This window comes from Ensifer sp. R-19, assembly GCF_049905105.1.
In the GTDB taxonomy this organism is placed as follows: domain Bacteria; phylum Pseudomonadota; class Alphaproteobacteria; order Rhizobiales; family Rhizobiaceae; genus Ensifer.
Genome location: NZ_CP184570.1, coordinates 2,159,741 through 2,185,150, shown reverse-complemented (window position 1 = coordinate 2,185,150; position 25,410 = coordinate 2,159,741). Strand labels below are relative to the sequence as shown.

23 protein-coding genes and 2 pseudogenes are annotated in these 25,410 nt (G+C 60.4%); 4 read left to right on the top strand and 21 right to left on the bottom strand.

All coding sequences use genetic code 11. From position 1 onward, the window contains the following. Nucleotides 1–12: 12 nt before the first annotated feature. The 8 genes from ACN9MO_RS29290 to ACN9MO_RS29255 all read right to left on the bottom strand — a co-directional run bounded on the left by ACN9MO_RS29290 (nucleotide 13) and on the right by ACN9MO_RS29255 (nucleotide 7,595). On the bottom strand, nucleotides 13–1,158 hold the full coding sequence (locus ACN9MO_RS29290; protein WP_375374118.1) for a fumarylacetoacetate hydrolase family protein: 1,146 nt from the start codon (nucleotides 1,156–1,158) through the stop codon (nucleotides 13–15). Continuing rightward, nucleotides 1,136–2,035: an aldose 1-epimerase gene (locus tag ACN9MO_RS29285; protein ID WP_112997064.1), complete on the bottom strand. Its 900-nt coding sequence runs from the start codon at nucleotides 2,033–2,035 to the stop codon at nucleotides 1,136–1,138. Before ACN9MO_RS29285 ends, ACN9MO_RS29290 begins: the two co-directional genes overlap by 23 nt. Beyond that, complete coding sequence (locus tag ACN9MO_RS29280) at nucleotides 2,036–2,776, bottom strand: SDR family oxidoreductase (RefSeq protein ID WP_112997066.1); 741 nt, start codon at nucleotides 2,774–2,776, stop codon at nucleotides 2,036–2,038. It lies immediately after the preceding gene. A 12-nt stretch (nucleotides 2,777–2,788) separates the two neighbouring features. Further along, on the bottom strand, nucleotides 2,789–3,520 hold the full coding sequence (locus ACN9MO_RS29275; RefSeq protein ID WP_425987300.1) for an ATP-binding cassette domain-containing protein: 732 nt from the start codon (nucleotides 3,518–3,520) through the stop codon (nucleotides 2,789–2,791). A gap of 3 nt (nucleotides 3,521–3,523) precedes the next feature. Continuing rightward, on the bottom strand, nucleotides 3,524–4,501 hold the full coding sequence (locus ACN9MO_RS29270; RefSeq protein WP_112997062.1) for an ABC transporter permease: 978 nt from the start codon (nucleotides 4,499–4,501) through the stop codon (nucleotides 3,524–3,526). Nucleotides 4,502–4,643: 142 nt separating this feature from the next. Further along, entirely contained in the window at nucleotides 4,644–5,624 is a 981-nt protein-coding gene (locus tag ACN9MO_RS29265; RefSeq protein WP_112997061.1) for a sugar ABC transporter substrate-binding protein, read from the bottom strand. Nucleotides 5,625–5,664: 40 nt separating this feature from the next. Further along, entirely contained in the window at nucleotides 5,665–6,867 is a 1,203-nt protein-coding gene (locus ACN9MO_RS29260; RefSeq protein WP_112997060.1) for a mandelate racemase/muconate lactonizing enzyme family protein, read from the bottom strand. Nucleotides 6,868–6,878: 11 nt separating this feature from the next. Next, nucleotides 6,879–7,595 (bottom strand): FadR/GntR family transcriptional regulator, encoded by a 717-nt coding sequence (locus ACN9MO_RS29255; RefSeq protein WP_425987297.1) that lies wholly within the window; start codon nucleotides 7,593–7,595, stop codon nucleotides 6,879–6,881. A gap of 117 nt (nucleotides 7,596–7,712) precedes the next feature. On the opposite strand from ACN9MO_RS29255, the gene ACN9MO_RS29250 reads away from it, so the two are divergent. After that, complete coding sequence (locus ACN9MO_RS29250; protein WP_112997058.1) at nucleotides 7,713–8,609, top strand: SMP-30/gluconolactonase/LRE family protein; 897 nt, start codon at nucleotides 7,713–7,715, stop codon at nucleotides 8,607–8,609. Between the two features lie 205 nt (nucleotides 8,610–8,814). Here ACN9MO_RS29250 and ACN9MO_RS29245 read toward each other — a convergent pair whose 3' ends face one another. Then, complete coding sequence (locus tag ACN9MO_RS29245; RefSeq protein WP_255571177.1) at nucleotides 8,815–9,261, bottom strand: GSU2403 family nucleotidyltransferase fold protein; 447 nt, start codon at nucleotides 9,259–9,261, stop codon at nucleotides 8,815–8,817. Between the two features lie 11 nt (nucleotides 9,262–9,272). Here ACN9MO_RS29245 and ACN9MO_RS29240 point away from each other — a divergent pair, with 11 nt between their 5' ends. Further along, the gene (locus ACN9MO_RS29240) at nucleotides 9,273–9,419 is read left to right on the top strand and encodes a CynX/NimT family MFS transporter (protein WP_162728218.1); all 147 of its coding nucleotides are present in this window, start codon (nucleotides 9,273–9,275) and stop codon (nucleotides 9,417–9,419) included. A 137-nt stretch (nucleotides 9,420–9,556) separates the two neighbouring features. Beyond that, nucleotides 9,557–10,518 (top strand): annotated as a pseudogene (locus ACN9MO_RS29235) (MFS transporter). Between the two features lie 295 nt (nucleotides 10,519–10,813). Here the strand turns inward: ACN9MO_RS29235 and pyrF are convergent. The 3 genes from pyrF to ACN9MO_RS29220 all read right to left on the bottom strand — a co-directional run bounded on the left by pyrF (nucleotide 10,814) and on the right by ACN9MO_RS29220 (nucleotide 13,138). Continuing rightward, nucleotides 10,814–11,710, bottom strand: a complete 897-nt coding sequence (gene pyrF, locus ACN9MO_RS29230; protein ID WP_112997382.1) for an orotidine-5'-phosphate decarboxylase — start codon at nucleotides 11,708–11,710, stop codon at nucleotides 10,814–10,816. Between the two features lie 614 nt (nucleotides 11,711–12,324). Then, on the bottom strand, nucleotides 12,325–12,789 hold the full coding sequence (locus tag ACN9MO_RS29225) for a carboxymuconolactone decarboxylase family protein (protein ID WP_112997381.1): 465 nt from the start codon (nucleotides 12,787–12,789) through the stop codon (nucleotides 12,325–12,327). Between the two features lie 28 nt (nucleotides 12,790–12,817). Next, nucleotides 12,818–13,138 carry a helix-turn-helix domain-containing protein gene (locus ACN9MO_RS29220; RefSeq protein ID WP_425988272.1) on the bottom strand — a complete coding sequence of 107 codons (321 nt, stop codon included), beginning with the start codon at nucleotides 13,136–13,138 and terminating at the stop codon, nucleotides 12,818–12,820. On the opposite strand from ACN9MO_RS29220, the pseudogene ACN9MO_RS29215 reads away from it, so the two are divergent. Next, nucleotides 13,127–13,264, top strand: a pseudogene (locus ACN9MO_RS29215) (IS5/IS1182 family transposase); the annotation flags it as partial. The gene ACN9MO_RS29220 and the pseudogene ACN9MO_RS29215 sit on opposite strands and share 12 nt — an antisense overlap. An 804-nt stretch (nucleotides 13,265–14,068) precedes the next feature. Here the strand turns inward: ACN9MO_RS29215 and repB are convergent. From repB to ACN9MO_RS29170, 9 genes are all read right to left on the bottom strand, one after another. Further along, the gene (gene repB / locus ACN9MO_RS29210) at nucleotides 14,069–15,145 is read right to left on the bottom strand and encodes a plasmid partitioning protein RepB (protein WP_113133079.1); all 1,077 of its coding nucleotides are present in this window, start codon (nucleotides 15,143–15,145) and stop codon (nucleotides 14,069–14,071) included. Nucleotides 15,146–15,149: 4 nt separating this feature from the next. Continuing rightward, nucleotides 15,150–16,403: a plasmid partitioning protein RepA gene (gene repA / locus ACN9MO_RS29205; protein WP_425988270.1), complete on the bottom strand. Its 1,254-nt coding sequence runs from the start codon at nucleotides 16,401–16,403 to the stop codon at nucleotides 15,150–15,152. 256 nt (nucleotides 16,404–16,659) lie between these two features. Next, nucleotides 16,660–18,099 carry a M20 family metallopeptidase gene (locus ACN9MO_RS29200; RefSeq protein WP_057251737.1) on the bottom strand — a complete coding sequence of 480 codons (1,440 nt, stop codon included), beginning with the start codon at nucleotides 18,097–18,099 and terminating at the stop codon, nucleotides 16,660–16,662. A gap of 114 nt (nucleotides 18,100–18,213) precedes the next feature. Then, entirely contained in the window at nucleotides 18,214–19,758 is a 1,545-nt protein-coding gene (locus ACN9MO_RS29195) for an ABC transporter substrate-binding protein (RefSeq protein ID WP_057251738.1), read from the bottom strand. 31 nt (nucleotides 19,759–19,789) lie between these two features. Next, nucleotides 19,790–20,647 carry a serine hydrolase gene (locus ACN9MO_RS29190; RefSeq protein ID WP_112996830.1) on the bottom strand — a complete coding sequence of 286 codons (858 nt, stop codon included), beginning with the start codon at nucleotides 20,645–20,647 and terminating at the stop codon, nucleotides 19,790–19,792. A 1-nt stretch (nucleotide 20,648) separates the two neighbouring features. Further along, nucleotides 20,649–22,292 carry an ABC transporter ATP-binding protein gene (locus tag ACN9MO_RS29185; protein WP_112996829.1) on the bottom strand — a complete coding sequence of 548 codons (1,644 nt, stop codon included), beginning with the start codon at nucleotides 22,290–22,292 and terminating at the stop codon, nucleotides 20,649–20,651. Beyond that, nucleotides 22,289–23,107, bottom strand: coding sequence for an ABC transporter permease (locus tag ACN9MO_RS29180; RefSeq protein WP_112996828.1), 819 nt, complete (start codon nucleotides 23,105–23,107; stop codon nucleotides 22,289–22,291). The genes ACN9MO_RS29185 and ACN9MO_RS29180 overlap by 4 nt, the downstream gene beginning before the upstream one ends. Further along, on the bottom strand, nucleotides 23,104–24,048 hold the full coding sequence (locus ACN9MO_RS29175) for an ABC transporter permease (RefSeq protein WP_058329828.1): 945 nt from the start codon (nucleotides 24,046–24,048) through the stop codon (nucleotides 23,104–23,106). Before ACN9MO_RS29175 ends, ACN9MO_RS29180 begins: the two co-directional genes overlap by 4 nt. A gap of 337 nt (nucleotides 24,049–24,385) precedes the next feature. Next, nucleotides 24,386–25,288 carry a LysR family transcriptional regulator gene (locus ACN9MO_RS29170; protein ID WP_058329854.1) on the bottom strand — a complete coding sequence of 301 codons (903 nt, stop codon included), beginning with the start codon at nucleotides 25,286–25,288 and terminating at the stop codon, nucleotides 24,386–24,388. Between the last annotated feature and the right edge of the window lie 122 nt (nucleotides 25,289–25,410).

The window sequence follows — 25,410 nt, the reverse complement described above, 5'->3', positions numbered from 1 at the left end:
GGTCGGTTCCATTCAGATCAATTGACGTGCCGCGAGATAGCGCATCAGGTGCGATGTGCCAAAAGTCCAGGGACTGCACTCGGTTGACAATCGCACCGTGTTGATCAGCGACCCCAGTTGAGCGTTTGAGATCGTCACGACGTCGCCGAGCTTATGGGTGAATCCCTGACCCGGGACGTCACGATCTTCGACGGGCGCAAACAGAGTGCCCATGAACAACATGAAGCCATCGGGATACTGGTGATGGGCGCCGATGGTTTGTGATACCAGATCGAGTGGATCACGACTGATCTCCTTCATCGAACTCCTGCCCTTCAGCACATAGCCATCCTCGCCTTCTATCCTGAGGTCGAGGTCGGCATTGCGCACGTCGTCGATCGAATAGCTCTCGTCGAGCAGCCGAATGAACGGTCCGAGGGCGCAGGATGCGTTGTTGTCCTTGGCCTTGCCAAGCAAGAGTGCTGACCGCCCCTCAACATCACGCAAGTTCACGTCATTACCGAGCGTCGCTCCCTTGACTATGCCTCTACTGTTGACAACCAACACGACCTCGGGCTCGGGGTTATTCCATTTCGAAATCGGGTGCAGACCCACTTCATCCCCGTAGCCGACGGCCGACATGACCTGGCCTTTGGTGAAGACTTCGGCGTCGGGACCGATCCCGACTTCGAGATATTGGGACCATACGCCTTCTTCGATCAGCGCCTGCTTGACCTTTGCCGCCGCAGGTGAGCCGGCCTTGAGGTCGCTTAAGCTATCGCCGACGAGCATTGTCACCCGCTCGCGGATTTCGGAGGCACGTTCTGGATTGCCGGCAGCGCGCTCTTCGATGACTCTTTCGAGCATCGATCGTGCGAAGGTGACGCCGCAGGCTTTGATCGCCTGGAGGTCACATGGCGCGAGGATCCGTGGCGTTTCGGACTGCGCAGGAGTTGCCGAGAGGAGCTCCACCAGATCGCAGATCGCCCTCCCCCGTTGCGCCCTGACGTATCGAACAGGATCATCCATCTCCGCGAGATCCCGCATCGTTGGCGCCTCTTTCGACGTGATGTCGAAGACTACGCCTGCCCTGACAGTCACCAACACCGGTCCCTGTTCCTCAGATGACCACACACGACCAACGAAAGTGCCAGACTTATCGAGTTCCATATCGTTCATCCCAATTCAGCGTCATTGAAGCCGTCAGTTCCTCGTGACGTTCGAGTACCCTTAAACCCGGACGGCCAACGAGATTATGTGCGTCTACCGGGTGGGAAACCGGCTCGAAACAAAAGAAGTCCGCCTTCGATCCTGGCGAATAGACCAGCGCATATCCAAGAGTATCGGAAACAGTGATCTTGACGGAAGCCGCCCCCCCTTCCTGGGAAATGATCGCCTCTCGTGCCCACCCACCGAAGGCGTTGTTAATCCAATGCTCGGGCAGTGCCCGGCCGTCGCCAAAGTTCCGGTCCGGAACCTCGCAGATGTTCTGTCGACCAGCGGGAAGATGATTGCCGTCTTCTAGCCAAAACTCCGTGGCCTGAAATTTCAGCCGAGTGCCCTCATTTCGCGGAAACCACGGATGGAACCCAATGCCGAAGGGTAACGCTTGCTGCGAGAGGTTTTGAACGCGCAGCTCCACCACCAGCCTGTCGTCCCGCAGGGTAAAGAGCTGCCAAGCGCGATAGCGAAATGGGCCGATCTCCCCATCGCATCCGAGTTCCACTGTCTCATCATTGTGAGCAAGCAAGTGCCAGTGCCGCTGGAAGCCGTCGCCGTGAATGGGGAGGGGCTCGTCTGCAAAGTTGGCAGGCACGGTGTAAAACGCGCCATCATGCTCGAAACCGCCCCCGGAAATGCGGTTCGAAAACGGAACGAGGACGTTACATCCCAGTTCGAAGGGACCATCCTCAAATCGGCCATGCCAGGGCCTCAATACAGGAAGCCAGTCTCCGCTCGCAGTTCGCACATCAAGCTGCGCGATCCCACCGCCAAGCGCCGGAACGAGCTGCAGATGCGCGCTGCCGTTCTCGACGGTGACCCGTTCGACAACCATCTACCAACCGCCGTCAATGGCGAAGTTCTGACCCGTGATCATGTCTGAGGCCGGGGAAACGAGGAAATAGACAAGCTCCGCCACGTCCTCGGGCTTGAGACGTGCCTTGATGCATTGCCGGTCCAGAACCCAATCGTTGTACTCCTGAAGTCGATCTGCAAAGACACGGTTTTCGGCCTCGGAGATGACGGCTCCGGGGGAGATGGCATTGACGTTGATGCCATAGGGGCCGAGTTCCCGCGCAAGCGACTTCGTCAGGCCGATCATCGCCCCCTTCGAAGCGACATAGGGCACATAACCATCCCACTGTCCGTTGAGTGTGATGGACGCGAAGTTGAGGATCTTTCCGCTTCGTTTTTGTTTCATCCATTCGGCACAGGCTCGCACCGCTGCAAAAGCAGCCGAGGAATTGACGCGGATTTGATCCTCGTACTCCTCGAGGCTGAAGTCCTGGAACGGCTTGTTGATGATGAGCGCAGCGTTGTTGATCAGGATGTCGATGCCACCTGACGCCTCGGCCTCCTGCCGAATGAGTTGCTCTGACCGTGCCAGGTCGTTGAGATCACAACCGAGAAAACGCGCATTCTCGCCAAGGTCCTGCGTTGTCGCCTCTGCCTCGTGACCGGGGCGATCGAGCACGATGACGGCCGCGCCTTCGGCGCTGAGCTTACTGGTCTGTGCGCGACCGAGCGTGCCGAGACCGCCTGTGACCAGCGCCACCTTTCCCTCAAGTGGTTTCATCTGCATTCCTCCTCAGAGCACGGATTGAACTTCGTCGATCGACGTCTCGCTGACGCGCTTGTCGAGCACGATCTGCCCACGCGCCATAGCGACAACCCGGTCGCAGGACTCGAACACTTGGTGCATATTGTGGCTGATGAAGATGCCGGTGACGTTCTGTTCCTTCAACGAGCGAACGAAACCTATGACTTTATTGGTTTCCTTCACCGACAGGTGATTTGTCGGCTCGTCGAGGATCATGACTTTCGACTTGAAGTGCATGGCTCGCGCGATAGCGACGCCCTGTCGTTGGCCACCCGAGAGTTCGCCAACCAAAGCGTCGGGCGAGCGCAGGTGCAGATCGACATCCGCGATGGCCTGTACGCTCTCCTTGCGCATCTTGCGCATGTCGAGCACGCCAATGCCGAAGAGGGAGTACTTGATCGGCTCGCGGCCAATAAACAGATTCCGAGCGATCGACATGGTCGGCACCATGGAGTTGTATTGATAGATGGTCTCGATACCGAGCCGCATCGAGTCACGCGGACTTGATATCGTCGCCTCCTTGCCTTCGACAAAAATGCGACCTTCGTCCTGCTTCTGGACACCGGAAAGGATGCTGATCAGCGTCGACTTGCCCGCACCGTTGTCGCCGATCAGGCCGACGGCTTCATTGCGCGCGAAATCGACCGAGACACCCCTAAGGGCATGAACGCCGGAATACCATTTGTGCAGGTTTTTGACGGAAACAATTGGACCGTTCATCGCTCAGATCTCCATCTTAATCGCTTTGGCCCGCTTGCGCAGCCATGAATTGGCGACGACCGCAAAGATGGTCAGTGCTCCGATCGCGAACTTGAACCAGTTGGCATCGACTTGGCTGAGGATCAGACCGTTATCGATGACACGGATGAGCACGACGCCAATGATGCCTCCGAGGACGGCCCCCACTCCGCCATTCAAGGCGGTTCCGCCAATGACGGCTGCGGCGACGGCCTGAAGCTCCATACCCTCGCCAATCGAAGGCAGTGGCGAGCCAAGGCGCAGCACCTGAATAAGCCCGGCAAAGCCGCTAAGCACCGAGCACAGAATGAAGCAGGCAATCTTGACGCGCGCCGTCGGGATTCCGAGCGCATCTGCGGCCGGCAGGAACCCGCCAGTTGCTCGTATCCAGTTTCCCAGGTTCGTTCGGTTCAGAAGCAGAGACACAAGGACAGCAATGACGACGAACCAGATGAACGACATGCGAAGAAGTTGCCCTGGCCCCACGAAACTGGTGAAGAGCCATGTGGGAAGATCAGCCGGCAGGAGTGGCGGGAAGCCGCCGGAGATCACCACGGTGAGAGACCTCGCCACAAACATCATGCCAAGCGTGGTGATGAAACTCGGAATGGCGAACCGGATCGTCAGAAAGCCGTTCAGGAAACCTATAGCCACGCAGACAAGTACGCCAGCGACAAAGGCCAACGGGAACGCGATCCCCGTGGCCATCAAGACCGCCATCGTCATCGGCATGAGGGCGAACACCGCTCCCACCGAAAGATCGAATTCACCGCAGATCATCAAAACAGTGACGCCCATCGCTACGAGCGCCATCTCCGGCAGGATCCCAACGAAGCCTCGCAGATTATCAAAGCTCAAAAAGATGCCTCCTGACCGGATCTGAAAGAGAACGATCAGGAGAAAGAGCAGAAGAAGCGCCGCCAGTTCTGGCTTCTCCATGTAAATTTTCAGCATTCTTTTCATTTGCATGCACTCCCGTGCGGCAGGGCTGCTCGTTCGCAGGCCTCCAGCCAAATTCATAGCTTTGCGCGCCACTGTTGCCGCGCAAAGCCGATGCTTGATCAATTGGTCACTCTCTAATCGCTGGAACGTTGGAGAGAGGCGCTTACCTCAGGCCCTTTGCAGACAGGTCCATGATGTTGTCGGCGTCTTCCGGGCGCACGATCCCCTGCCCCGTATCGATGTCCGCCGGAGCGAGGCCAAAGTTCTTGGCGAGATAGACCTGCATCACGGGCATGAATCCCTGCATGTATGGCTGCTGATCGACCTGCACCTGAACATAGCCGGTCTGCATTTGCTGAACGACCTCGGGAACAAGATCGAAACCGCCCAGGAGCACCTTGCCTGGTGCGATCCCACGGTCCTTGAGCACGCGCGCTACGGCAGCATGCCAGAAGCCGGTGTCGAAGTAGGCTGTCGTGTCGGGATGCGCGTTGAGATAGGCGCCAACACGATCCGACGTGACCGCAAGGTCCGTTCCACTGTCGATCCTTTCCCAAGAGATGTCACGGCCAGGATTTGCAGCTTTAAACTCCTCGAGGAAGTCCATCACGCCCTGCCCGCGTGCTTCAGACCAATTCTGCCCCGGCGCCGAGATGCCGACGAGTACCTTGACCGGTCCTTCTTTCGGAAAATTCTCTGACATCGCCTTCCCGAGCGAGTACCCGGCTTTTCGGAAGCCCTGTCCGACGAAAGCGGCGCGCGCGTTTCCTTTCGCTCCCTCGCTGTCATCAACGTTGACGCCGATCACCTCCACGCCATTCTTGGTGGCCCGCGCGATGACGTCGTCAAACGCCTTGTCATCAACGATGGAGGTCAGAAGTGCGTCGGGCTTGCTCGCCAACGCAGCTTCCATGTTGGAGAGTTGTTGTTCCACAGAGCCTTCAGTCTGTGTAAACACCATCTGGCAGCTTGCCGCGATCTTCTCACAGGCGTCGTCAAACCCCTTCTTCACCGCTTGCCAGAACGTATTCGAAGCCGACGAGTGATGTGTAAAGACGATCTTCAACGGCTCGGCCGACGCGCCAAGCGCGCTCGAGCCGAGAAGCGCCAACCCTAATCCACTTCCTATCAAAACCTTTCGCATGCTTACTCCTCCTTAAGCTGCAGATTAACTGCCGAATTCTTCAGTCCGCGCTTGAGACGCGGCGTGACACCGTGAATGCCTTTTCGAGGTCTGGGTTGAGCTCCATCCCGAGACCTGCACCGGGTGGGACCGTGATCATTCCGTTTCGAACTTCTGGAAGCGCCGTCACCAGGTCGCGGTACCAGGTTTTGTAGAAGGCTCGAACGCTCTCCTGAACCAACGCATTGGGGGCGTTGAGCGACAGGTGCGTCGACGCGCAAAGTACGACCGGACCAGTGCAATCGTGCGGCGCAACCGGGAGATGCCATGCCTCCGCCATCGCGGCGATCTTCCGCGCCTCCGACAGTCCCCCACACCAGCTTATGTCCAGCATGACCACGCCTGCAGCGTCTGTTTCCAAGAGGTCGCGGAAGGCCCATCTCGAACCCAAAGTTTCCGACGCCGAAATCGGCGCAGGCGAGACCGCCGCATAACGCTTGAGGCTCGAGAGGCTGTCCATCTTGATGGGGTCTTCATGCCAAAATGTCTGGTACGGTTCGAGGGCGCGGGCAATCTGCATTGCCGGCAAGAGTTGCCACATCGAATGGAACTCAACCATTATGTCCATTCGATCGCCGACCGCGGCGCGGATCTTCTCAAGCGGTACCAACGCCGATTTAAGATCAGGAACCGAAATATATTGGCCGCGCGTCTTTTCCGCCGCGACGTCGAACGGCCAAATCTTCATCGCCGTAATGCCCTCCTCCAGGAGAGATAAGGCAAGTTCGTCGGCGCGATGGAGGAAACCATTCAGGTCGTCGTAGTTGCGGCTGGACGCAGAGGATAGGTCGTAGTTCGCCGTTGTCTGGCCGGTCGCCTTCTTGATGTATTCCGTCCCAGCGCAGGTATTGTAGGTCCGGATTTCATTGCGACTGAAGCCACCGAGCAGTTGCGCGATCGGCTGACCAGTCGCCTTTCCGAATATATCCCAGAGTGCAATGTCAAAGGCCGAATTGCCGCGTACCTCCGCACCGGACGAGCGAAACCCGAGGTAACCCACCAGGTCAGTCGCGAGAAGATCGATCTGGAGCGGGTTTCGGCCGATAACGCGCGGCGCGACATATTCGTGGATGTAGGCCTCGACAGTCTCGGCGCCGAAGAAGGTTTCTCCAAGTCCGGTCAGTCCCTCGTCCGTGTGTACGAGCAGCCAAAGCAGGTTCGGTCGCTCCGCGATGCGGAGCGTTTCAAGTCTCGATATTTGCATAGGGCTATCCTTTAAGCGATACCGGCGGCGATCAATGCTTTGGCACTTTCATCAAAATGGCGAGCCATAAGCTGGCTGGAGGCCTGCGGATCGCCGGCACCGATCGCCTCAGCTAACTCAATATGGATGCGATTCATGGCATGCCGCTCCGCGTCGGAGGCGCGACTGCGCCATCCGATCGGCCAGGTCTGTCGAGAGACACCTTGAAAGGCTCCGACAATGATGGAGAAGATCGGGTTCTTGGAGGCGCGCGCGATCTCCAGGTGAAAGGCAAGGTCGCTTTCCATGACCTTGTCCGCATCGGCGAAATTCTTCTCCATCGCCTGCGCGTGGTCGAGGATGATGCGCGCTTCTGCCTCCGTTCGCCTCAGCGCCGCTAGCGTCGCCGTTCGCATTTCGATCGTGCGGCGCACGTCATAGACCTGATTGATGTTGATCTGGGCGGTGTGCACGCCATGCTCGATCATCAGGGACATTGCGCCATGATCGAGTTGAGCCACGGTCGCGCGCTTTCCGACATTCAGATCAATCAGCCGCATGGTGGCGAGTGATCGGAAAGCTTCGCGAACCACTGACCGAGAGACACTCAGCTCCTTCGACAAAGTTGCTTCGCTGGGGAGGCGATCGCCGGGTCCAAGCTCGTTTGTCCGGATGTGCTGGGTAATGGCGCCGATGGCTGTGCCGACGAGATTGCCGGCTGCAAATTGCTCTTCGTCGAGGGGCGCCACTGTCATTTTTCGTCTCCCGGTTTTATAAAACCTGTCCGACAGGTTGAATTGAACTGAGTCATAGTTTATGGGTAAGCTATGTGTCAAGAACCAATTTCCAGCCAACAAGGAGGGCGCATGAACATCGACTTTGACGTGGTTCTCGCGGCGGAAAACATCGTCGGCGAGAGTGCAGTATGGGATGATCGACATCACAAGCTGTGTTGGGTCGACATCGTGGGGAAAGCGATCCATCGGCTCTGCTCGGCGTCTAACAAGCATGAAACATGGCACTTCCCCGATCTGATCACGTCGATTGGACTTCGAGCCGACGGCGGCGCGATCGTCGGGTCGAGAAAGTCGATTGCGCTGTGGGACTTCGGCGGACCACTTCGGTTGGCGGCAGAGGTCGAGCCGGAACTGCCGGGCAACCGGCTGAATGAGGGCGTCGTCGCACCTGACGGGAGCTTCTGGGTAGGCACGATGCAAGACAACATCACCGCCGACGGCACGCCGCTTGCGATGTCGGCCAAAACAGGAAGGCTCTATCGATATGCGCACGGAGAATTGCGTCCCGTATGTGATGACCGCTTTGGCATCACAAACACGCTCATTTGGACCGGCGACGGCCGCCTCATCACGGCGGACACTGAAGAAAACGCTCTATATAGCTACAAGCTCGATAGAGAGTCTGGGTTGCTACGCAATCGGCGAAACCTTCTTTCGGGGTTTGAACGAGGCCGGCCAGATGGATCCTGCATGGACGCCGAAGGTTTCATATGGAATTGTCGCGTTGCGGGCGGCGGTTGCGTCGTTCGATTTGCCCCGGATGGCAGGATAGATCGCATCGTCGAGCTGCCCTGTTCCTGGCCGACAAGTTGCACATTCGGCGGGCCTGGATTTGAGACTCTTTTCGTAACTTCAGCACGCTTCACGATGCGCGATGAACATCTGGCAGCCAACCCACAGGAAGGCGCGGTGTTCGCCGTAAACCCCGGTGTACGGGGACTACCGGCTAACCGCTTCGTAGCGTGACGCACCAAGCTGGAAGCCGTTCAGAAGGACAGCCTCGGTTCATTCCACTCGATACATGGCCTTTATCAACATGGGGTAACCGCTCCCGCGATTACCCCATGTTGATAAAGGCCCGATACAGTATGCGACCCTGAACGCACAAAGCCAGAACAAACTAGAAACCCGCTGCAGCGAGGGCGCTTCTAAATCTGTGAAATAGCCGCCCCTACCTATCTTCCTTGAATGGATCGACGCCGAGCTCCTTGAACAACGCTTCCGTCTTCGCCCGATCAGCGCGGCTCATGTAGCCGATCCCGGTCTTGATCGCGTAGCGCCAGGCCTCTCCCCTCTCCCATGCCTCATGCAGTGCGTCCGACAGCTCATTGAGCCGATTGGCGACATCGAGTGCTTCGAACAGGAGAACGGCCTGCCTCAAGTCCTTGTCTCGTTTCGCGGAACCAAGCGTGTCAACGACGCGGCGGCTGGCGACGATCAGCTTGTGGATCGCGTAGCGCTCCGGAGCTGGTACGATCACGCTGATGCCTGACTTGTGCAGCATGACGGCTCTGATCGGCTCATAGATCAGGAAGTCCAGGAATCTCAGCGGTTCGGCCGAGGCTCCACCAAGGGCGGGCATGTCGGCCGGTTTGTCCATGTGGTCATCCGATTCCAGGGCAGGGGTACATGATCGCCACCATTATGCCCTTCGCCGCTGGTTGGCTGCGAAGCCATTCAGACGACTTGTCGCAGGCATGGATCATGATGGCTGTCGGTATCGTGCTGCTTCTGTTGCTGGCGCTGCGTTTCTCTCCCGACAACCGCATCAGTTGATTGCATTCTGCGGCACGCGAGGTCGCAGAAGCCTTACTTCACAGATTGCAAACGTCCGCATTTCAGCTGCCTGAGAACCGGAATTTTGCGAATCCCAATATAGCTTGAATTCACGACGATGGATTGCCGGGGCGCAGATGAGGCACCATAAACAAAAACTGAACTACGTCCTGTTCCTCGTTGCCGGCTCAGGACTCGTGACCATCGCGCGGGCAATGTCACTCTCATTTCTTGCCATCAAGCTGCAACAGTCGTTCGGGCTCGGTCCGGCCATGATTGGTGCGCTCCTGGGCATTGGTCCCCTAATGGGTGCTGTCGCAGCTCCCTTCGCGGGATCCCTGTCGGATGCGATGGGGCGCAAGACCGTGCTGAGGCTCACCCTGCTTTCTATGGCACTTGCGCTGATCGGAATGGGGCTCGCCGAAACCGTCTGGCATTTTGCATTGCTCATATCGTTGCCGCCGTCGCTCTCGCGATCTATGAGCCGATTTCGCGTGCCCTGATGAGTGACATCTGCCCCGAGCCGCTACGGCTCAAGTATTTTTCCTGGCGCTACACGGCCACGAATGTCGGCTGGGCCGTCGGACCCTTGATTGGCATCGCCGCTGGCGCTGCGTCCACCGCTCTCTTCATCATTGCTGGCGTCGTCTACGCGATCTTCGCGCTCGCCCTTCACGTGCTGCACGTGCCGATCCATCAAAGCGACAATACCCTTGTTCCCGTTCCGGCGCCGCTACTCAAGAGCCTCAAGACGGCGATACGGGATCCACGGTTGGCTTTCTTTGTCGGCGGCGGCACATTGCTGATTGCGGTATATGGTCGATGGTCAGCAACACTTGCTCCGTACCTGACGGGGAACATCACCGCAGGCATGGAAATCTTTTGCAGATCGGACAGGGGTCCGAAGTCCGCATCAACGGAACCGTGCATCTGCGAACGCGGTTGGAACCGGGCTCGACCGTGCCGATCGGGTGGGTCGCTGTCGGTGACCCAGTGCAAATTCTCTCGCCGGAGCAGCACGAAGCTATCTGGGCGCTCCAAAAGACTCTCGATTTCCCGGATTTCGTCTATGGCGTTGATAGAAGCTCACCCGATGTGATGAAAACAATTACGTCACGGTTGTCCGATGTTCTTGGTGTTCATCGAGCCGAAACCCCTTGGTAGACGCGCGCGAAAACCTCGGATCGGTTTAGGCACGTCCGTTCAGAATTGTGGCAGGATCGTCCCTGCCCCATCTGGACGATTGTGTCGGGCTCTCCACGAGTGTATGCCGAACGCTGCCTGGGGCCCTTTCGTGACATTCGTTAACCAGCGGCGTGCTGCATCCGAGGCTAGGTGACGACCATCTCATGGCTAACGGCGATGGCTGCTTTTCACAAGGTAGCGACTGCTGTTCAGCCAACTGCGGCCGTAGACGTTGGGCCGTGGGCGATCGCACCCCTGAAGGCACTGATCCGTTCCAAGATCAGGTTGCGATAGGCTGCCGCAGAGATTCCTCGGTCTTCGATGCGAGTAAGACCGCGCGAGACCGGAATTAAAAGATCGCCCTGCTGTGTTCCACGAAGCGCATGTATGCTGCTGGCATCACCGCCTTGTGCGCCAAGGCCCGGAGCCAGAATGATGGAGCGCGGGAGAAGCATTCGCAGCCGCCTTCCTTCATGCGGAACCGTCGCTCCGATAACGGCACCAATCGGGTTCAAACCTTCAGGGTCTGGGGCAAGACCTTCGATGAGATCGGCAACGTGATCGGAGATCAGTCGGTTCCCCGTCCTCTTGTCCTGCAGCCAGCCGGCGCCGGGATTGGATGTGCGGCAGAGCACAAAAAGGCCTTTGCCGTAGCGCTTTGCGGTTGCGACAAAGGGCTCGAGGGTGTCTGGGCCCATCAGGGGGTTTACCGTCAAGCAATCCGCTTCGAAGTCACCGCTTCCGCCTTCGGACGCCGGTGTCAGATAGGCGTGGGCATAGGCGGTCGCGGTTGCTCCGATGTCGCCCCTTTTGGCATCCAGGATCACTCCCATTCCGGCGGCCCTGGCCCGCTTCATGCCTAATGAGAGCGCCGTGAGGCCGGAAAGGCCGCACGCTTCGAAATAGGCGCTCTGAAACTTTACGAATCCGACCTGTCCTTCGATGGCATCTAAGACGAAATCGACGAAGCGGCTAATCCAGGGAATGCCGTCATCCTGCTCAAAGAAAGCAGGCATATCCACCAGCGAAGGATCAATGCCAGCAACGAGCTCGCCGTATTTAGCCGTATTCTGCTGAACTAATTCTACCCATGGAATTGACGACATTGCTTGATTCCTGTTGTCGCGAAGATCGTTGCAGCGGCTCACCCTGACGCGCAAGCATATATGCCTTTCAGGCGGCGCATCAACTTTAACGTGCGTCAGAGAACGGCTGAAATCTCACCTGAGAGCAGGCGAAGCGGAAAAGCCAGTCGACCGAAGATCCGCATGTGATCGGTTCATCGTCAATTTCTGTAATTCAGCGGGAGCATTCCCGCCCGCAACCACAGTCCCATCTTGATCTCGGGCTCTGACGCGCCATCGCCCCGAAATAGAAAAACCTGCCGCGGGAGGAGGTGCGGCAGGCTTTCCTAAACAAACGAACAGCGACTTGGGAGGAGGAGTGCCGCTGCTCCAACAAACGTCCCTTTGGGAGGAGGAATGGGCCGTCTGGATATCGAAGCGGTGCGGGAGGAGGTGCATCGCTTCGATGAACTCATCATACGCGGACCATCGCCGTCCGCCAGCATCTATGTTGCAGTGCAGCTATGCATCAGCCGCAAGAATCCGCAGAGCACGTGGGCATTCCTGCGAATGCTAGGGGCTGGCAACACCCCCCGTCCTCCCGACGCCCAAGCATCGCGGGTGCGTTCGGGCGGACCGAAAGGGCCAGCAGGTGCTTAGGCGGCGGCCCGCGTGAGTTTCACGCCCGGAAAATCGACCGGCACATCGAGCGCGACATTGAGGTCGTTGGTGAAGAGGTTGAGGGCGATGTGGGCGATAATCTCGACGATCTCTTCGTCGTCAAAGCCGGCCGCCCTTAGCGCATCGACGTCCGCCGCCTCGATTGCGGCCCGCCGGTCGACTACCTTGATGGCGAACTGCAGGGCTGCCGCCGTGCGCGGATCGGCTGATCGGCCCGCCTGCGCCTCGGCCATCTCCTCTCCGGTTGCCCCGGCTTTGCGGCCAAGCCCGGTATGGGCGGCGAGGCAATAGCTGCAATTGTTGCGGTCGGCGATCGCCACCGCGATCTGCTCGCCGAGCCTGGCGCCGAGGCGGCCGCCGCCAAGCGCGCGGAACGATCCCCACATGCTCGTCAGCGCCGCCGGCGTGAGCTCGGGGCTTGCCACGGCGCTTTTCTGCATGGCTGCTCCGCAGGCTTGCCGCGCGGCACTAAGGCCAAATGGATCGTGAACTTTCGTCGCGCACGCGCATGATCGTCTGCCGGCTTGTCGCGAACTTTCTCGCGACGGCCGAGACGCTCATTCCGCTTGTCAGGTCGTCGCGGACGTCCTGCTTCTGTTTTTCGCTGAGGGTCGAAGGACGGCCGAGGGCCTTTCCTTCTGACTTCGCACGCTTGAGGCCGGATTGTGTCCGCTCTATCTGGAACGTATATCCACGAATGCTTACCTGGCGGCAATCCGCGCGCCATGCGAGCTCGGCCACGTACCAGTCGAAGTACTTCTGCGAAAACCGATGGTAGATGCCGTCAATGCCGTTTTGGCCGCCGCCGGATACAACTTCTCCCTCCTGCTGCGATGGTTCAGGCAACTTTTGTGTCTGTTCGCCGCACTCTTCCTCACGTTCCAGAGCCGACCAATGCCGCAGCAAACTGCCTGAAGCGAGTTCTTCACGATCGACTCATCAAGGTAGAACAAAAATAAGATTAAATAACAAACGCCGCGTTATTTATTTCTCACGAAAGAATCAATACAAATAATGCAATATATAGCACAGCCAAAATAAGCGGAGATCAACATAATATCCTACGTCTATTGCTTTCTTTGTAATCGTCGTGTGGACATTCTGTTTTATACGTTGTTCCAGAATATTAATTATCCATATTGAAATCCAAATTATTTCGAAAATAGAATAATGTATCGCGATATGCCTTGCATGAAACAATTATTGCCGTCGCTGAGACAAATAGAAACGGTAAGATCTTCATTGAAATAGTCACGTCGAAACCTCATCTTCCAAATGAATACTTAATGCCAGCGTTGCAAGACGAAATGATCACGGAACATGGTCGTTGAGTGGTGCCGCCTGATGATGTCATACACGACCGTGTCGCGCTCTGCGCCTGCTACGCATTCCAGCCCTCACGAAGCTCAACGACGCACCCAAAGCCATACCCTCGAATTTCGACAAAAATCCCGACTGAGCGTCCACAGTCCGCTCAGCAATCTATTCAGATCTTAGTTTGGTTCGCCCGATGTGCAGTCATCCCGCACGGTCTCGGCAAGGGCAGACGCTTAGGGCTAATCAGATCTCAGGAATCTAGAAGCGTGGCCCGCCCGACGTCATAGGACCCAAGTAAATCTCTGAATCGCGAACATCCCCGGTGATTAGACGGGGATGGCGATGGTTGGAAGCTGAAATTGGTTGCGGGTCACGACAGCGACCTTAAGCCAGACCTCGCCGTCAGCCTTCGCGGCCCGATGCAAACGCCGCGTGATGCTTGGCAAGCAGCGCGGCCACCTCGTCGATGAAGGCAGGATCGACGTCGGCGGCAAACTCGATGCGGGCGTTCTTGCCGTCGCGCTTGAGCTTGGCAAAGGCACGTCCGCCGGCGTCGACCAGCGTTTCCGGCTTCACCGTTTCCGGCTTCGGCTTGCGCGACAGGCGGGTGAAGAGAATCTGGAACCGGTGGTCACTCTCTGCTTCGAGGAAGCGGCGTGAGCGGCATTCCTCCTGCGCGGTCTGGACCGCAGCCTCGTCTTCAAGCAGGGCGCCAAACGCCATCCAGCGCTCACGGCCGACCTTCGGCGCCGGGCCGATGGCGCGGGCGATAACCGGCGGCACGCCTTCAGCAACCTGGATCAAACGCGACAGCTCGCTCTTCTGCACGGCAAGCGCCTCGCCGATCACCTTGCGGTCGAAGCCGCGGTCGGCAAGCGCGGAGGCAAACATCGCCCGCTCGATAAAGGAGAGGTTGCGCCTTTCAGCGTTTTCCTTGCCCTGGGCGAGCACCAGCTCATCGTCGGTCAGCGGCCGGACGATCGCCTTGACCTTGATGCCGAGGCTACGCACGGCGTTGAGGCGCCGGTGGCCATAAGCCGTCTGGTAGCGGCCGTGCTTCTCCGGATGCGGACGCACCAGGATCGGCGACTGCTGGCCGCTGTCGCGGATGCTGTCGGCAAGCGCCAGGAAATCCGGGTCGTCGGTTTCGCCATCCGTCAGGCGGTCGCCGACGAAGGAGGCATCGACCAGGTCCGGATCGAGCTCGACGACACGCTCGCCCTGCGTCAGGGCTTCGCGCAGCGCGCGCGCCTCTTCCGCCTCACGGGTGATGCTGCCGAGAGAAAGGCCCATGGCCTTGATCGCGCCGGAAGCGGCGCGGGGAACTTCGGCAAGCGGTGCCTTGGCGGTCACGGGCTGGGCGGGCTGGGCGCTCGCCGCAGTGGCAGGCTGCGTTTCATCAGCCGGCGCGGCCGGACCTGCCGGCTGGACATTGCCGGAGAAGAGGGCGCGCAGCTCGTTCTTGCGATTGCCAGCCATTCGATCAGCGCCCCCATGCCGCATGAATGAGTGCTTCGATCTCGCCGTTGACCGAGTTCAGCGATTCGACCGCACGGTCGTAGGTGGCGCGCGTAAAATTCTCGCGCCCGACCTCGTAAAGCGTCTGCTTCGTCAGGCCGGCGTCCGAGACCGCCGTCGATTTCACCATGGCCGAGGTCAGCACCCGCTCGCCAAACAGCGAGCGCATGAAGCCGACGATCTGTGCCTGCGGCCCGTCGTTCGGCTCGAAGCGGGTGACGAGATAGCGCAGGAAGTCGAAATTCAGCTCGCCACCGGCCTCGCGCACGACGCTTAAGAGATCCGACGTCATGTAGAGGAACTGGTTCATCGAGGCGACGTCGAGCATCTGCGGATGCACCGTGACGATGACGGAGGTCGAAGCGCAAAGGGCCGAGAGTGTCAGATAACCGAGCTGCGGCGGGCAATCGATGATGACGACATCATAGTCATCGGCGACGCTGGCGAGCGCTGTCTGCACGCGGGCAAAGAACAGCGGGCCGGCATCGCTGCCATTGTGGCGGGCGCTCAGCGCCTGCGGCGTCGTATGCTCGAACTCCTGAAGCTCGAGATTGCCGGGCACAAGATCGAGACCGTCGAAATAGGTCTTGCGGATGATGTCCTTCAGCGGCCGCGCGTCGGCGTCGTAGCGGATCGCGCCATAGAGCGTGTCGTTGCCCGTGAGGTCGAGCTCCGGCTGATAGCCGAAGAGGGCGGAAAGCGAGGCCTGCGGGTCGAGGTCGACGGCCAGTACGCGATGGCCTGTCATGGCGAGATATTGCGCGATATGCACCGACGAGGTCGTCTTGCCGGAGCCGCCCTTGAAGTTGGTGACAGAGATCACCTGCAGGTGCTCGCCTGCTCCCCGGTCACGCCACTTGAGGTAGCTACGCGCCTTGACGGCATTGCCCTTGGCCAGCGCCTGTTCGGCGAGATGACGGCGAAGCGCGTTGATGTCGGAGAGCGAATAGGACCGGCGACCGCCGAGCCCCGTATCCGGCTGTGGGCCCTCGCCGGCAAGCGAAAGCTGGCGCAGATAGCCGTCGGAGACACCGATCAGCTTGGCCGCCTCGCCCGAGGTGAAACTGCGAAGCGTCTTCATCGCCGTCGGCGGGAAGAGCCGCTCGCGCATGGCCTTCAACTGGTCGGAAAGCGCGCGCGCATCGGCCGCGATCGCTTCGTCGGCCGGACGGCGAGCCTGGGAGTGATCCGCGTCCTGCCTTGCCTGGGTTGCCGTCATCGTCATTTCGCCCTACTCCTTGCATGCATCGCGGCACAACGCTGCGGCGATGCACTAACAGAGATTTAATCCAAATACGGCCAATCAGCACTTATTCGAAAAACTCCGTAACAGAGATGCCGAAGCTTCTGATTCGCGTCAAGACTTCGACCGCGATCGGCGGCAATGGCGAGCGACACGCTGGGGGTGCCAATCTCGCAAAAGAAAACACCCGCGACGGCGGCGCGGGCGTTCGATAAAACCGTCAAATCAGCAATCAGAGCTTGGGGCCGATGTGATCCGGGATCGGGCACTGATAGGGTTTATCCTCTGTTTTTTCGCGCCACTCCGCCTTTGCGCGCGCCAGCAGATCGGCATCGAGGATCAGATCGAGACCCGTTGCCGCCAATGATTTCGCCGCATGGGCGAAAGCCTTGTGCGCGGCCGGGCTCTTGCCCTGCGCCACCACCTGCCAGGTGTGCGGCGCCGTGCCGATTGCCCAGGCGGGTGCCCAGCATTGCGCGGTCGGGGTGATCCAGCTCACATCGCCGACATCGGTCGAGCCGGCGCGGAAATGCGACTGCCCCTCGAAATCGCGAAGGCCGAGATGCAAGCCGGTCGAACCGTCGAGACGGCTGCTGGCGAAGACGTCGCCCTTGATCTGGTAGAGCCGGATGCTGCTCGATATCGCCTCCGGCGTCAGCGTCTTCTGGATGTCCTTGGCAAAGGCGATGTCGGCCTCGTCGAAAGGCATCGGGCCGAGCGCCACCATGTTCTGATGGATTGCCGTCTCCAGTGCGATGTTGGGCAGAAGGTTCGTCGCCGCCCGATCGAAGACGATCTCGACCTCGGTCTCGGTCATCATCGCCGCGCCCTTGGCGATCTTGTCGATCCGCGCAGCCAGCGCCAGTGCTTCCGGCATCTGCGGCGCCCGCACCAGATAGAGCGCCTCGGCACGCGCCTGGACGACGTTTGCCGCCTTGCCGCCCGCATCGGTGATCGCATAGTGCACACGGCAATCCTGCGGCATGTGCTCGCGCAGGAAGTTGACGCCGACATTCATCAGTTCCAGCGCATCGAGCGCACTGCGGCCGAGATGGGCGCCGTTGGACGCATGCGCCGCCACACCCTTGAAGCGGTAGTAGATTTCGAGCACGGCGAGATTGTTGGTCGAGCGAACGCCGTTGAAGGGTGCGGGATGCCAGGTCAGCGCCGTATCGACATCGGCGAAGACGCCGGCGCGCGCCATGAAGGTCTTGCCGGAACCGCCCTCCTCGCCGGGGCAACCATAATAGCGCACCGTGCCCGGCAGCCCGTTGTCCTTCAGGTAGCGGGCAAGCGCGACGGCAGCGAGCAACGAGCCGGTACCGAGCAGATTGTGGCCGCAACCGTGGCCGGTAGCGCCTTCGACCTCTGCCCGTGCTTCGGCGACGCCGGCCACCTGGCTCAAGCCCGCCAGCGCATCGAACTCACCAAGGAAGGCGATCACCGGACCGCCCGCGCCCGCCTCACCGACAAAGGCCGTATCGATCTCGGCCAGCCCGCGCGACACGCGAAATCCGTACTTCTCCAGCATCGCGATCTGGGTCGCAGCCGACCTTTCCTCGTGAAAGCTCAGTTCCGCATGTTCCCAGATCGCGTCGCTCATCGCGGCGAATTCGGGCTTCAGCGCCTCGACGGTTTCGACAAGGGCGGTCAGTGCGGACGATTTTGGCATGAATCTTCCTTTTGCAACGGCGCGGTGCGCGGTCGCATCAGTATTGCTATCGGTGGATTGAAGATGGCGGCAGAGCGGCCGCCATCTCTTTGGTCAGATCAGGCCAGCGCCGGATCAGTCATCAAGCGTCACTTCCCATAGACGGGTATTGGACTGCCAGACGGGCTGGCCGTGCAGTTTCTTGGTGGCGCCCCAGATGTCGACCATGTCGTACATGAAGATGCCGGGGACCTCGTCGAGCATCAACTGGTGGAACTCGTCGAAGATCGCCTGACGCTTGGCCTGGTCGGCCTCGATGTAAGCCGCCTTCATCAGTTCGACCGCTTTCGGATTGTCCCACATCAGCGAGGCGTTCTTGTCCTTGTTGCCGACATAGAAGCCGTACATCAGCGCGGGATCGAGGCGCGGCGAGACCGACTGCGAGATCACCTGGTAATTGCCGGAGCGGCGGCGATCGACCTGGGTGGCGTAGTCAAGCACCTCGATCTGCACGTTGAGACCGACCTGCTGCATCATCGCCTGGGCGACGACGGCCGCCGGGAAGCTCGGCACGTTGCCGCGCTTGTTGGCGATGATGGTGATCTGCTCGCCCTTGTAGCCGGCATCGGCGAGGTTCTTCTTCGCCTTTTCCAAGTCCATCGGAATCTTCTTCTTCTGGACGTCGGAATAGAAGACCGAGTCGGCCGAGACCATTGACGAATTGGCCTCACCGGTCCCGTTGGAAACGGCGGCGACGAGCTGATCGAGGTCGAGCGCCTCGGCCATGGCGCGGCGGACCGCCACGTTGCTCAGCACCTTGTCGCGGGTCTGGAAGTAGAGCAGGTTCTTGCCGTTGTTGCGCTTGACGATGAGTTGCATCGTGTCGCTGCCCTTGAACTCGGCGATGAGATCGGCCGAGACCTCGGCGGTATCTAGGGCGCCCGAAAGCAGACCGGTCTTCACCGTCGAAGCGTCCGGGATCACCATGAACTTGATGCCGTCGACGAGCGGCCGCTTCGAGCCGACCATGCCATCGGGCTTGCCGTCATTGTCGGGCGAGACATAGTCGGCGTTCTTCTCGAGCCGGACATATTCGCCCTTCTTCCACTCGGCCCATTTGAACGGACCGGTGCCGATAGGCGCGACGAAGGCGCCGTCAGCGCCGACGGAATCCTTGGAGACAATGCCGGTGTAGCCGCACTCCGGGCGCGCCATCAGGCCGAGGAAGACCGCGGACGGTTTCTCGATGCTCATGGTGACGGTGGAAGCATCGGCTGCGGCAACGTTCGTCACCTTGATCGACTTGCCGCCGTCGAAATCGCCGGCACAGGTCCACTTGGTCTCCGGCTTCATGTAGCGGGTCCAGTTCCAGACCACATCTTCCGCGGTTAGCGCCTTGCCGTTGTGGAACTTCACGTCGTCGCGCAGCTTGAACGTATAAGTCAGACCATCGGCGGAAACCTCGACGCTCTTGGCGAGCAGCGGCTTCACTTCGCCGTTCTCGGCATAGCCGACGAGACCTTCGACGATGTGGAAGATCACCGAGTCGGTATTGCCGTCACGGTTGACGCCGGGCTCGTTGCTGCGGATGTCGGAGCTTTGCGCCACCGTCAGGTCGCGCGCGTGGCCGAGCGCGATCGCGCTCATCAGCATGGTGCCGGCAAGAAGTATGGTTTTCATGGGTTCCTCTCTCTTGTTGTTGGTTGTCGGTTCAAAAGGCGCGCCAGCAGGCCTGCGACAGCTTGCCGATCGTTTCGAGCGCGATGGTGTAGCCGGGCGTTCCGTCCGGCATCAGCATCGGCACGCCGTCGGTAAAGGCAGCGATGGCGTAGAGCGGCTTGCCATCGCGATAGACGACGCCGGCATCCATTCGGCCGCGTTTTCCCCGACCGCCCTTGCAGGCGGCCACCACCTCGAAGGGAAGCCGCGAACGGATGCCGTAGCGCAGCACCTGGTTCTTGAGCGTCTGCACGGCAAAACTGGCGAGCTCGAGGGAGATACCCAGCTTGGCTGCTGCTACGGCATCGTGCTCAGCCCCCAGGATCAGTTCCAACAACATCACCTGGTCGGCCGCCGTCGTGGTTGTAACGTCGGCAAGCGAATGATCGGGCTTCAGCGCCAGCGGCGGAATGAGGAAACGGTGGTGCGTGCCCACCATGCCGAGCGCCTTGCAATAGCGATCGACCTCTTCGAGCGTCAGCCGTTCGAACACCATCTTCGTGCAGACATTGTCGCTCAGCACCATCATGCCGACGATTGCGTCGCGCAGCGAAATGACGATGCCCGGCGTCAGGTAGCGGAACATGCCGCTCGCCACTTCTTGGGCGAGGCGTGCTTCGAAGGTGATGCGCTCATCAAGATCCAGGCGCCCCTCCGATACCGCCTTCAGCGCCGCCATCATGATCGAGGTCTTGCGGGTGCTGGCCGACGGCGTTTCTTCACGCTCACCACGACCAATCGTTTCGCCTGTTTGCAGATTGCGCACGAGGAAGCGGGTAACAAAGGGCTGGGCATCGGCAATCGCGTTCAGTTCCGCTGAGATCGCGCCGGTCTTGATTTCGTTGCTCATCTCAGGCCTCCAGCCGCCATTTGAGGGTGACGCCACCGGTCTGGTTGAGATCGAGCGCCGGGATCGCGGACAGGAGCTTGCGGGTATAGGCCTCTTGCGGCGCGTCGAAGATCCGGTCACGGTCGCCTTCTTCGATGATGCGCCCGTCCTGCATGACGATGACGCGGTCGGCGACCTGCTCGACGACGCCGAGGTCGTGGCTGATGAACAGGCAGGAGAAACCGTAGCGCTTCTGCAGGCTGGAAAAGAGCTCCAGCACCTGCGCCCGGACCGTGACGTCGAGGGCCGAGACCGGCTCGTCGGCGATCAAGAACTTCGGGCGGCGGGCAATGGCGCGGGCGATCGCCACGCGTTGGCGCTGGCCGCCCGAGAGCTCGTGCGGGTAGCGGTTGGCGAAATCGGCGCTGAGCCCGACCTCTTCCAGCGTTTCAAGCGCACGGAGGCGCTTGGCCGGCGTGTCGAGATCCGGCACCAGCCGCAGGGCCTCTTCGACCAGCGCCTGGATGGTCATGCGCGGATCGAGCGAGGAATACGGATCCTGAAACACCATCTGGCAGTTCAGCCGATAGTCGCGCCGGTCGGCACTGCGCTCGCGGCCCTGGAACAGGATCTCCCCTTCCGTCTGCCGTACCAGATCGGCAATGGTGCGGCCGAGCGTCGTCTTGCCGGAGCCCGAGCCGCCGACCAGTGCGACAACCTCGCCGACATGGATATCGACGCTCACGCCGTGCAGCGCCCGCTTCGGCTCATGCCTGCGGAAAAGCCCCTTGCGACCGGGGTATTCGACCACGATGTTGCGCGCCGAGACCATCGGCGTGCGCGTCAGGTCGAGCTTGCGCGGCGCGCTTCGGAACGGCAGCGAGGAAAGCAGCTTGCGGGTATAGGGATGCTGTGGTGCCTGCAGGATCTCGTCGGTCAGCCCCTGCTCGACGACGACGCCCTTTTCCATGACGACGAAACGGTTCGTGTAGCGGGCGACCATCGGCAGGTCATGGCTGATCAGAAGCACCGCCGTGCCTTCGGCCTGGGTGAGGTCGACCATCAGCTCCATGACGTCGCGCTGGACGACGGCGTCGAGCGCCGTGGTCGGCTCGTCGGCGATCAGCAAGGCCGGCTTCAGCAGCATCACCGAGGCGAGCATGATGCGCTGGCGCATGCCGCCCGAGAACTCGTGCGGATAGGCGGTCAGCGCCCGCTCAGGCTCGCGGATTCCGACCCGGTTCAGCATGGAGAGGATAGCGGCGCGGCGCTCCTCCACAGACATCTTGGTGTGCAGGATCAGCCCCTCTTCGAGCTGCCGGCCGATGGTCATCGACGGGTTGAGCGATGTCATTGGTTCCTGAAAGACGACGCCGACCTCGCCGCCACGAAGCGCGCGTAGATCGCGATCCTTCATGCCGAGCACGTCGCGGCCCCGGTAGAGGATCGTGCCACCGCCATGGCGGACGGCCGGCGGGATGAGGCCGATGATCGCTCGTGTGGCGAGCGTCTTTCCGGAGCCGCTTTCGCCGACGATGCCGACGATTTCGCCCGGCGCGACGTCGAAGCTCACATCCTTCACCACCTGGTTGCCGGAATGGGCGACGGCAAGCGAGAGGCCCCGGACGCTGAGAAGGGGTGCGCTGAGAAGAGATTTTCCGGTCATTTCAGGCCTCGCATGCGGGGGTCGAGCCGGTCGCGCAGCGCATCGCCAAGCAGGTTGATGCCGAGCAGAGTGAGCGCGATGCAGAGACCGGGGAAGAAACCGAGCCAGACGGCCTGTTCGATGAAGGGGCGGCCGGCGGCGAGCATGTTGCCCCAGGTCGGCGCCGGTGGCGGCACGCCGAGGCCGAGGAAGGAGAGAGCGCTTTCCGACAGGATCGCCCAGCCGAACATCGAAGTCGCAAGCACCGTGATCGGCGCAACGCAATTCGGCAGGATATGGCGCAGCATCGTATAGATCTCGCCATTGCCCATGACGCGCGAGGCTTCGATGAACTCGCGCTCACGCAATGAAAGGACTGCGCCGCGCACCACACGCGCCATCGACGGCGTATAGGCGATGCCGAGTGCGAAGATGATGCCGTACTGGTTGGCGCCGAAGACGGCGAGCAGGCCGAGGGCGAGCAGGATGCCGGGGAAGGCCAGCAGCGCGTTGTTGATCGCCATGATGACGCCATCGACCCAGCCGCGGGCATAGCCGCTGACGATGCCGATGAAGGTACCGCAGACGACGGCGAAGGTGACGGTCAGGAAGCCGATCCAGACGCTGGCGCGGGCGCCGACCATCAGCCGGCTGGCGACATCGCGGCCGAACTCGTCGGTGCCGAGCCAGTGCGCCGCACCGGGTGCAGCGAGGCGCGAGGTGAAGCCGAGCGCCATCGGATCATAGGGCGTCCAAATGAGACCGATGAGCGCGATGATGACGAACAATCCGATCAGGCCGCCGCCGATGAAGCCATTGAAAGTGAACTTTCTCATTCTGCCACCACCCGCGGATCGAAGAGAGGATAGAGAAGGTCGACCACGAGGTTGACGACGACATAGGAGAAGGCGACGAGCAGCAGGCAGCCCTGGATCACCGGATAATCGCGCTGGAAGATGGCATCGACCATCAATCGGCCGAGGCCGGGGATGGTAAAAACCGTTTCGATGACCGCGATGCCGCCGAGCAGGTTGCCGAGGATAAGGCCGATCATCGTCCAGGTGGGTCCGAAGGCATTCTTGAAGGCGTGGCGCCAGAGGACAGCGCTTTCCGACAGCCCCTTGGCGCGGGCGTGGGTGATGTAATCGAGTCTCAGCACTTCGAGGGTGGAGGCACGCGCCATGCGAATGATCACGCCCATCTCGTGGATGACGAGGGTCATGACCGGCAGCACCAGATAGAGAAGGCCCGCCTTCCAGTTCTCCGAAATCGGCACGTAACCCAGTACCGGCAGCCAGCCGAGCTTGAGGCCGAAGGCGAGCAGCAGCAGCAGGCCGAGCCAGAAGGTCGGGATCGACAGAAGCACGGTCGCCGTACCGACCAAAGCAAGATCCGTCAGGCTGTTCTGCCGCCAGGCGGCGATGACGCCAGCCGGTACCGCAATGAGGCTTGCGAGAAACACGGCGATCACGACGATCTCGGCGCTCACCATGAAGCGGCTGAGCACCAGATGCAGCACCGGCTCGCCGGTGACGATCGACGTGCCGAAATCGCCGGAGAGGATATTGCCGGCCCAGATGACGAATTGCTCGGGGATGCTGCGGTCAAGACCGAGCTCCGTGCGCATCGCGGCAATCTGCCGCGGCTCGGCCATGTCGCCGAGCATCAGCGCTGCCGGATCGCCGGGAATGAGGCGGATGAGCGTGAAGACGGCCACCGAGACGATAACGATCGTCGGTATCGCCATCACGAGGCGATTGAGAATGAACTTGATCATGGGTTCCCCGTACTGAGGCAGGCCGCACGCGTTACCGCGATTCTCCCGCCCGTCGGCTCTTGTTGATGGAAGTATGATCGATTGGAAAAAATCGCGCAATATTATGAGTAATCGTCATACATCTATGACAAGGACATGACACGCCGGGCGAGCATCGATGGATCGCTCGACGAACAGGATACTGAATATAAAACAAGGCATTACTACAGCGCCGCGCGTCTTATCAGACGCGCAAAGGTCGCTGTAGCACTTTGATTCTCTGCATGTCTTTGTCCTTAAATCGAAGCCGATTTAAGGAGACATGCAGTAGCTGCCCTGGGCCGAGGCGACCCACCGTCTACAGGTCGTGGACGGCGGCGATCTGACGCTTCAGGCAATCGATCATGGCCTGGGCCGCAAGCGACAGCGGAACGCCGGCCGCCGTTGCGACTCCGAAATCCTGGGTGAGATGCGGCGAGAATCGGCGGATCTCGATCGGCAGATGCCGATGCAAACTGGCAAAGAAGCTGCTGATGATCGCGACCCCGAGGCCATAGGCGGCATAGGCGCAGGCCGAGCTGTTGCTGTGGGTCTCGATCTTGACCTTCTGCGGCACGCCCGCCTTGCGGAAGATCTCGTCGAGCATGACGCGCGTCGGCCGGCGCCGGCCGATGAGGATCAGAGGCACCCCGCGCAATTCCTTGGGCGTGATGGTATCGAGCGCAGAGAGCGGATGCCCCTTTTCCATCACGCAGACGCTGACGCCGGTGGCGACCGGCTGCATTTCGATGCCGGCGCTCAGTTGCCCCTCATAGCGCAGAAAGCCGAAGTCGATGATGCGCTGCTCCACCAGCCGCGCGATCGCGACGGTCGTATCGAAGAAAGTCTCGATGCGCACGCCCGGAAAATCCTTGGCATAGTCGGCGAGCATCGCCGGCGCGAAAGTCTCGGACATGCTGTTCGGCAGACCGATGCGCACGACCTCGGGGCCGACGGCGCCGCTGCGCAGATCCTGCGCCAGATTGGTGAAGCGGTCGATGCCCAACAGAATGTGCTCGGCATCCTCGGCGAGTTTCATCGCCTCCGGCGTCGGGATCAGCCGGCCCTTGTCGCGAGCAAAGAGCGTCAGCGACAGGTCTTCCTCGAGCTGCTGCAACAACCGGCTGACACCGGACTGGCTGAGGCCCATGGTCTTGGCGGCAGCAATCGTCGATCCGGTCGCAAGAAGCGTGCGCAGCACTTCCAATTGTCGAAAATTCACGTCGCCCCCGGTTCGTTCGAACATCCGCTAGCTCCCGTGTTTACGGGAAGGCAATCCGGCAAGAAAGGGGTGCGACACCGAGCGTAGCGAAATCGATCGCCGAGCGGCTCGCCATTGATGAG

Coding starts and splice junctions, on each gene's coding strand:
- ACN9MO_RS29290 (WP_375374118.1), bottom strand. CDS start 1,158: ATGAACGATATGGAACTCGATAAGTCTGGCACTTTCGTTGGTCGTGTG.
- ACN9MO_RS29285 (WP_112997064.1), bottom strand. CDS start 2,035: ATGGTTGTCGAACGGGTCACCGTCGAGAACGGCAGCGCGCATCTGCAG.
- ACN9MO_RS29280 (WP_112997066.1), bottom strand. CDS start 2,776: ATGAAACCACTTGAGGGAAAGGTGGCGCTGGTCACAGGCGGTCTCGGC.
- ACN9MO_RS29275 (WP_425987300.1), bottom strand. CDS start 3,520: ATGAACGGTCCAATTGTTTCCGTCAAAAACCTGCACAAATGGTATTCC.
- ACN9MO_RS29270 (WP_112997062.1), bottom strand. CDS start 4,501: ATGAAAAGAATGCTGAAAATTTACATGGAGAAGCCAGAACTGGCGGCG.
- ACN9MO_RS29265 (WP_112997061.1), bottom strand. CDS start 5,624: ATGCGAAAGGTTTTGATAGGAAGTGGATTAGGGTTGGCGCTTCTCGGC.
- ACN9MO_RS29260 (WP_112997060.1), bottom strand. CDS start 6,867: ATGCAAATATCGAGACTTGAAACGCTCCGCATCGCGGAGCGACCGAAC.
- ACN9MO_RS29250 (WP_112997058.1), top strand. CDS start 7,713: ATGAACATCGACTTTGACGTGGTTCTCGCGGCGGAAAACATCGTCGGC.
- ACN9MO_RS29240 (WP_162728218.1), top strand. CDS start 9,273: ATGATCGCCACCATTATGCCCTTCGCCGCTGGTTGGCTGCGAAGCCAT.
- pyrF (WP_112997382.1), bottom strand. CDS start 11,710: ATGTCGTCAATTCCATGGGTAGAATTAGTTCAGCAGAATACGGCTAAA.
- ACN9MO_RS29225 (WP_112997381.1), bottom strand. CDS start 12,789: ATGCAGAAAAGCGCCGTGGCAAGCCCCGAGCTCACGCCGGCGGCGCTG.
- repB (WP_113133079.1), bottom strand. CDS start 15,145: ATGGCTGGCAATCGCAAGAACGAGCTGCGCGCCCTCTTCTCCGGCAAT.
- repA (WP_425988270.1), bottom strand. CDS start 16,403: ATGACGGCAACCCAGGCAAGGCAGGACGCGGATCACTCCCAGGCTCGC.
- ACN9MO_RS29200 (WP_057251737.1), bottom strand. CDS start 18,099: ATGCCAAAATCGTCCGCACTGACCGCCCTTGTCGAAACCGTCGAGGCG.
- ACN9MO_RS29195 (WP_057251738.1), bottom strand. CDS start 19,758: ATGAAAACCATACTTCTTGCCGGCACCATGCTGATGAGCGCGATCGCG.
- ACN9MO_RS29190 (WP_112996830.1), bottom strand. CDS start 20,647: ATGAGCAACGAAATCAAGACCGGCGCGATCTCAGCGGAACTGAACGCG.
- ACN9MO_RS29185 (WP_112996829.1), bottom strand. CDS start 22,292: ATGACCGGAAAATCTCTTCTCAGCGCACCCCTTCTCAGCGTCCGGGGC.
- ACN9MO_RS29180 (WP_112996828.1), bottom strand. CDS start 23,107: ATGAGAAAGTTCACTTTCAATGGCTTCATCGGCGGCGGCCTGATCGGA.
- ACN9MO_RS29175 (WP_058329828.1), bottom strand. CDS start 24,048: ATGATCAAGTTCATTCTCAATCGCCTCGTGATGGCGATACCGACGATC.